This is a genomic window from Leucobacter massiliensis, assembly GCF_002982315.1.
GTDB classification, from domain to species: Bacteria; Actinomycetota; Actinomycetes; order Actinomycetales; family Microbacteriaceae; genus Leucobacter; species Leucobacter massiliensis.
Genome location: NZ_MWZD01000002.1, coordinates 1 through 5,265, shown reverse-complemented (window position 1 = coordinate 5,265; position 5,265 = coordinate 1). Strand labels below are relative to the sequence as shown.

At 74.4% G+C, this 5,265-nt stretch carries 4 protein-coding genes and 1 pseudogene; 3 read left to right on the top strand and 2 right to left on the bottom strand.

The genetic code is table 11. From position 1 onward, the window contains the following. Window positions 1–147 precede the first annotated feature (147 nt). Genes B4915_RS00050 through B4915_RS00040 form a run of 3 tightly spaced genes read left to right on the top strand, consistent with a single transcriptional unit; the run spans window position 148 to window position 3,383 of the window. Complete coding sequence (locus tag B4915_RS00050) at window positions 148–501, top strand: cupin domain-containing protein (protein WP_105803851.1); 354 nt, start codon at window positions 148–150, stop codon at window positions 499–501. Window positions 502–531: 30 nt separating this feature from the next. Beyond that, the gene (locus B4915_RS00045) at window positions 532–1,704 is read left to right on the top strand and encodes an NAD(P)/FAD-dependent oxidoreductase (RefSeq protein ID WP_105803850.1); all 1,173 of its coding nucleotides are present in this window, start codon (window positions 532–534) and stop codon (window positions 1,702–1,704) included. A 56-nt stretch (window positions 1,705–1,760) separates the two neighbouring features. Beyond that, the gene (locus B4915_RS00040; RefSeq protein WP_105803849.1) at window positions 1,761–3,383 is read left to right on the top strand and encodes an amidohydrolase; all 1,623 of its coding nucleotides are present in this window, start codon (window positions 1,761–1,763) and stop codon (window positions 3,381–3,383) included. Here the strand turns inward: B4915_RS00040 and B4915_RS00035 are convergent. Continuing rightward, a complete protein-coding gene (locus B4915_RS00035) occupies window positions 3,346–4,773 on the bottom strand; it encodes a flavin monoamine oxidase family protein (RefSeq protein ID WP_281258172.1) in 1,428 nt (475 codons plus the stop codon). The two genes, B4915_RS00040 and B4915_RS00035, sit on opposite strands and share 38 nt — an antisense overlap. 102 nt (window positions 4,774–4,875) lie before the next feature. Beyond that, window positions 4,876–5,169 (bottom strand): annotated as a pseudogene (locus tag B4915_RS00030) (phosphorylase family protein); the annotation flags it as partial. Between the last annotated feature and the right edge of the window lie 96 nt (window positions 5,170–5,265).

Here is a 5,265-nt window from a genome sequence, read left to right as displayed (position 1 = left end):
CGTCGACACACCTCATCTTCTTATTTCGCGCAACCGCCGCCCCCAGATACCCCCCCCCTGCCTATCGCCGGCGGCGTCAGATGTTTATAAGAGCCAGCCCCTCCCCGCCGCCAGCCCCAGACCATCCCCGACACCCCAAGGAGACCCATGACCACCGTTCCCACCGTCGCCGTGCACCGCACCGGGGAAGCAGACCTCGGCGCCCACGCCCCCAAGCCCACCGCCACCACCGCCGGGCTCACCGAAGCGGCGGTCACCGCGTGGAGCGACGGCCGCATCGACACGGGCCTGTGGGAGTGCACCCCCGGCGTCTTCACCGCGGAGCGCAGCGGCTACACGGAGATCTGCACGATCCTCTCCGGGCGCGTGACGGTGGAGGCCGAGGGCCGGGAGCCGGAGGAGTTCGGTCCGGGCGATGTGATGGTGATGCCCTCGGGCTGGAGGGGCGTGTGGCGCGTGCAGGAGCCGCTCCGGAAGCACTACACCACCGTCGCGGACTGATCCGCGGCAGCGGGAGAACGGAGGAGGGGCATGCAGCAGCGCCGGGTCATCGTCGTCGGCGGCGGAGCCTGGGGGCTTCCCGCCGCCCTGCAGCTGCAGGATCGCGGCTGGCGGGTCACCCTCGTGGAACGCTTCGAGCCGGGGGGTCCCTTCGCCTCGAACGGCGGCGGGACCCGGCTCTGGCGGCTCGCGGACACGCAGGCCTGGCGGGCGCGGGCGATGCTCGGCACCCTCCGCGCGCTGGAGCGCCTGAGCGAGCGCCTCGGCGCACCGGTCTTCCGCCGCACGGGACTGCTGTGGCGCGACGACCTCTCCCTTCCGGCGGTCGCGGAAGCGCTGACCAGCATCGGCGAGCCGGTTGAGCGCGTCACCGCAGAGCGGGTCGGGGAGGTGTTCGCGGGCCTGCGGCCCGACGGCAGGGACGGCCTCTACGTCGCACAGGCGGGCGTGGTGCTCGCCGACCGGTTGCTCGCCGGGGCGCTCGCCGCATTCCGGCGGGCGGGCGGCGAATACCGCCCCGGCACCCGGGTGACCTCGGTCGTGCCGGGGGAGTCCTCGGCGCGGGTGGAGCTCGCGCACGGTGAGGAGCTCGTCGCGGATCAGCTCCTCGTCACCGCCGGGCCGGGCACGGCGGAGCTGCTCCCCGGGCTGGGCCTCGCCCTCCCGCTCACCCCCTACATCGAGCAGGTCGTCTATTTCGGGGACTCCGCGGCCAGCCCGCCCGCGCCCGAGCTGCCGGGACTCGTGGACTGCCCCGTTGGCGAAGCACCCGGCATCTACGCGATGCCGAGCGGCGATGCGGGCTACAAGGTGGGTCTCGACCTGCCGCTGCGCCGCCTCGCGGGCGGCACCCTCGGCGACGACCTGGATCGCGCCGAGTGGCCGGAGCGCACCGAGCGCATCCGCGCGCGCGTGGAGCGCGATCTCACGGCCGTCGCGCCGCGGGTGCTCGCCACCCAGGTGTGCACCTGGACGGACTCCGGCGACGGCGACTTCACGGTGGCGCGCACGCACCCCACGGCGGTGCTCGCCTGCGGTGACTCCGGCGAGGGCTTCAAGTACGCTGCGTTCATGGGAGAGTACCTCGCAGACCTGGTCGACGGGGGCGAGGGGGATCCCGTGTTCCAGCAGCACTGGGATCCTCGGCGCTTCGGGGACGACGCGGCGCCCCGCGCGCACTTCGACCCCATCGGCCGCCACTGATCCGCCCCGCCATTCCTCGCGGCCGCCCGGCCGCCACGCACACGAAAGGACGCACGATGCCAGCACCCACCGGAGGAGACCTCGCGATCGCCGGGGCCCGTCTGCGCACGAACATGGAGTGCGAGCCGGATCGAACGGCGACCGCGCTCCTCGTGCGCGACGGCGTGATCGCGCGCCTCGGCAGCGACGCCGAGGTGCGGGCGGAGGCCGAGGCGGCCGGGATCCCCGTCCGCGACGTCGCCGGTGCCACGGTGACGCCCGGCCTCTTCGACTCGCACACCCACCCGCACTGGGCGGCGGAGGTGACGGCCGGCATCGACCTCGGCGGACTCGGCACCGTCGCGGAACTGCGCGAGGCGCTCGCGGCCGAGCACGCGCGGCTGCCGGAGGGCGCGTGGCTGCGCGGCTGGAACCTGGAGTACGAGGCATTCGAGGGCGAGGGGATGCGGGGCGAGCTGCTCGCGGACGCCGCGCCCGGGCGGCCGGTGGCGCTCATCTGCTACGACCTGCACACGGCGCTGGCGACCGCGCCGGCGCTCGCCGCAGCCGGGATCACGGGCGGACGAGACTTCGACGACGCGAGCGAGATCGTGGTCGACGCCTCGGGTGCGCCGACGGGCGAGCTGCGCGAGCCCACGGCCTACAACCTCGTCTTCGACGCTGCGCCCAAGCCGAGCCACGAACAGGAACGCGAGGCGCTGCGCGACATGTTCCGCCGTCTCGCGGCGGTCGGCTTGACGGGCGGGGCGATCATGGACGGCCGTGAGGCCACGGTCGGGCTGCTCGCGGAGCTGGAGGAGCGCGGCGAGCTCGATCACCGCCTGACGGTGCATCACTGGCACGCGGTGGGAGACGACGACGAGGCGGTGGCGCGGGTCATCGCGAACCGCGAACGCCGGGGCCGCCTGTGGCAGACCGGCGCGATCAAGCTGTTCAGCGACGGCGTCATCGACACGGGCACCGCGTGGCTGCACCGGCCGGACGCCTGCGGCGACGGCCGGGCCGCGTTCTGGCCGTCGTGGGAGCGCTTCGCGGAGGTGGTTCGCGCCTACCACGACGCCGGCATGCTCATCGCCACGCACGCGGTCGGCGACTACGCCGTGAACCGCGTGCTCGACGTCTACGCCGGGCTGCCCGGGCGCCCGGGCCTGCCCTTCCACACCATCGAGCACCTGGAGGTGCTCTCGGACGCGGACGTCGAGAAGCTCCGCGGCTCGGGGGTGACGGCGTCCATGCAGCCGCTCCACATGCAGTGGCGCGCACCGGACTGCAGCGACACCTGGGCGACGCGGCTCGGTGAGGAGCGTGCCGCGACCGGCTACCGGGTGCGCGACGTGCTCGACGCCGGGGCGACGCTCGTGCTCGGCTCCGACTGGCCGGTCGCGCAGTACGATCCGCGGCTCGGCATGGCGTGGGCACGCGGACGGCACACGCCGGGCGACGCCGCGGCGCACGTCTTCGAGCCCGAGCAGCGGCTCACGGGGGAGGAGGCGCTGCTGGCGTACACGCTCTGGCCGGCGCTGGCCCGCGGGCATGCCGACCGGGGCGTGCTCGCCGCAGGCGCGGTGGCGGATCTCACGGTGTGGGGTGCGGATCCGGTGACGGCGGAACCCGACGAGCTCCCGGAGATCCCCATCCGGCTCACCGTCGTTGACGGCCGGGTCGTGCACGAGGGCTGAGGCCCGCCCGCCGCTGCGCCGGCTCCGGGCCGCGCAGGGCGGCGGCGACGGCGCGCGCCTCGCGCAGCGCCGACTCGATCGCACCGTCGATGAAGCCGCCCCAGAGCGCCGCGTTGTCCGTGGTCGCGAAATGGAGCAGGCCGGCCGGCTGCTGCAGCTCACAGAGGTCGCGGGTGAGCTGGCCCGGCCGGTGGGTCATCCAGGTGGTGCGGGAGAGCGGATCGCCCATCCAGTCGTGCGTGGTGGCCTCGATGAGCTCGATCCCGGGTCGCAGCTCGTCGACGGCGCGCTGCAGCGCGCCGAGGTCGTCGGGGTCGACGCTGCGGTGGTCCGGGCCGAAGCCGACGAGCAGCGTGCTGTCTCCGGTGCCGTCGCTCAGGAAGAACTCGGCCTTCAGCACGGAGATGGGGTCGTGCTGGCTGCCATAGGCGAAGAAGCGCGGCAGGTGCCCGCGGGCCCGCAGCCAGATCTTGCAGCCCTGCGATGCGACGGTTTCGGCGTGCTGTCGCTGCCACGCCTCCGGCAACGGCGGATCGAAGCGGATCGCGTCGATCGCGTTCACGGGGAGCGTGCTCACCACCCGGCGGGCGCGGATCCGCTCCCCGGTGCCGGTCTCCACGATCGCGTGCGCGTCGTCCCCCGTTCCCGTCTGGGTGACGGAGACGACGCCGCAGCCGAGCCGGATCTCCCCGGCGACGTCGGCGGCGATCGCCTCGGCGAAGCGCCGCATCCCCCCGGTGACGCGGTAGGTGGCGGAGGCCTCGTGCATGAGCTGCCAGTGCCCGCCAGCGGCGGCGACCCAGCGCAGCGCGCTCGACAGGCCGACGCGGTCGAGCGGGGCGTTGACGTGGCCGACCCACACCGACTCGTTCGCGGTGCGGGCTTCGGCGTCGAGTGCGAGCGCGTCGAAGCGGTCCTGCAGGCTGAGGTGGTCGAGCTCGCGGATCCGCCCCTCGCACGGTTCGACGCCGCGCGGGATCGCCTCGCGGACGTCGTCGACGACGAGCTGCTGCCCCGCGTCGATGAGCTCCATGAAGGCGTCGAGGCTGCCGCGCCGTGGCGAGCCGTCCGCGCCGCGCCAGTAGGCTTCCTCGGCTCGGGGGCTGCGTTCGATGCCGCGCCCGTAGCGAGTCATCTCGGCCCACACGTGCGGCTGCACCCAGTGGACCCAGTTGGCGCCCATCTCGAGTTCGCGGCCGAGCCGGTGATCGGTCCAGGTGCGGCCGCCGATGCGGTCGCGAGCCTCAAGGGTGAGTACGTCGAGGCCCGTCGCCCCCAGCTCGCGGGCGGCGACGAGCCCCGCGAACCCGGCACCGATCACGACGACGTCGACCTGCTGCATCTGCGCTCCTTCGCGGTGTGACGAGCGGGTGCTCGTTCCGCGTGACAGCCTATCCAGCGCGGCCGGTCCGGGCAGCAGACGATCCGACGAAACCGCTCTGCGAACTCGTACGAAGGTATGCGCGCCGGCGCATCCGCCGGCGCGCCCGGCTCAGAGGCGGCCGACGATGCGGGTGAGGAGCTCGGCGAGGCGGGGCTCGGCGGATTTGCCCTCGGCGAGCACCTCTTCGTGGTCGATGGGCGCGTCGACGACCCCGGCGGCGGGGTTCGTGACGAGCGAGAGGCCGAGCACCTCCATGCCGGCCTTGCGCGCTGCGATCGCTTCGAGCGCGGTGGACATGCCGACGACCTGCCCCCCGATCACCCGCAGGTAGCGGATCTCGGCGGGGGTCTCGAAGTGGGGGCCGGGCAGCTGCACGTAGACCCCCTCCTGCAGCGAGGCCTCGGCCCCCCCCCCCCCCCCCCCCCCCCCCCCCCCCCCGCCCCCCCCCCCCCCCCCCCCCCGCCCCCCCCCCCCCCCCCCCCCCCGCCCCCCCCCCCC

What these genes read in the sequence shown, in the direction of transcription:
- B4915_RS00050 (WP_105803851.1), top strand. Translation starts at nt 148, where the DNA reads ATGACCACCGTTCCCACCGTCGCCGTGCACCGCACCGGGGAAGCAGAC.
- B4915_RS00040 (WP_105803849.1), top strand. Translation starts at nt 1,761, where the DNA reads ATGCCAGCACCCACCGGAGGAGACCTCGCGATCGCCGGGGCCCGTCTG.
- B4915_RS00045 (WP_105803850.1), top strand. Translation starts at nt 532, where the DNA reads ATGCAGCAGCGCCGGGTCATCGTCGTCGGCGGCGGAGCCTGGGGGCTT.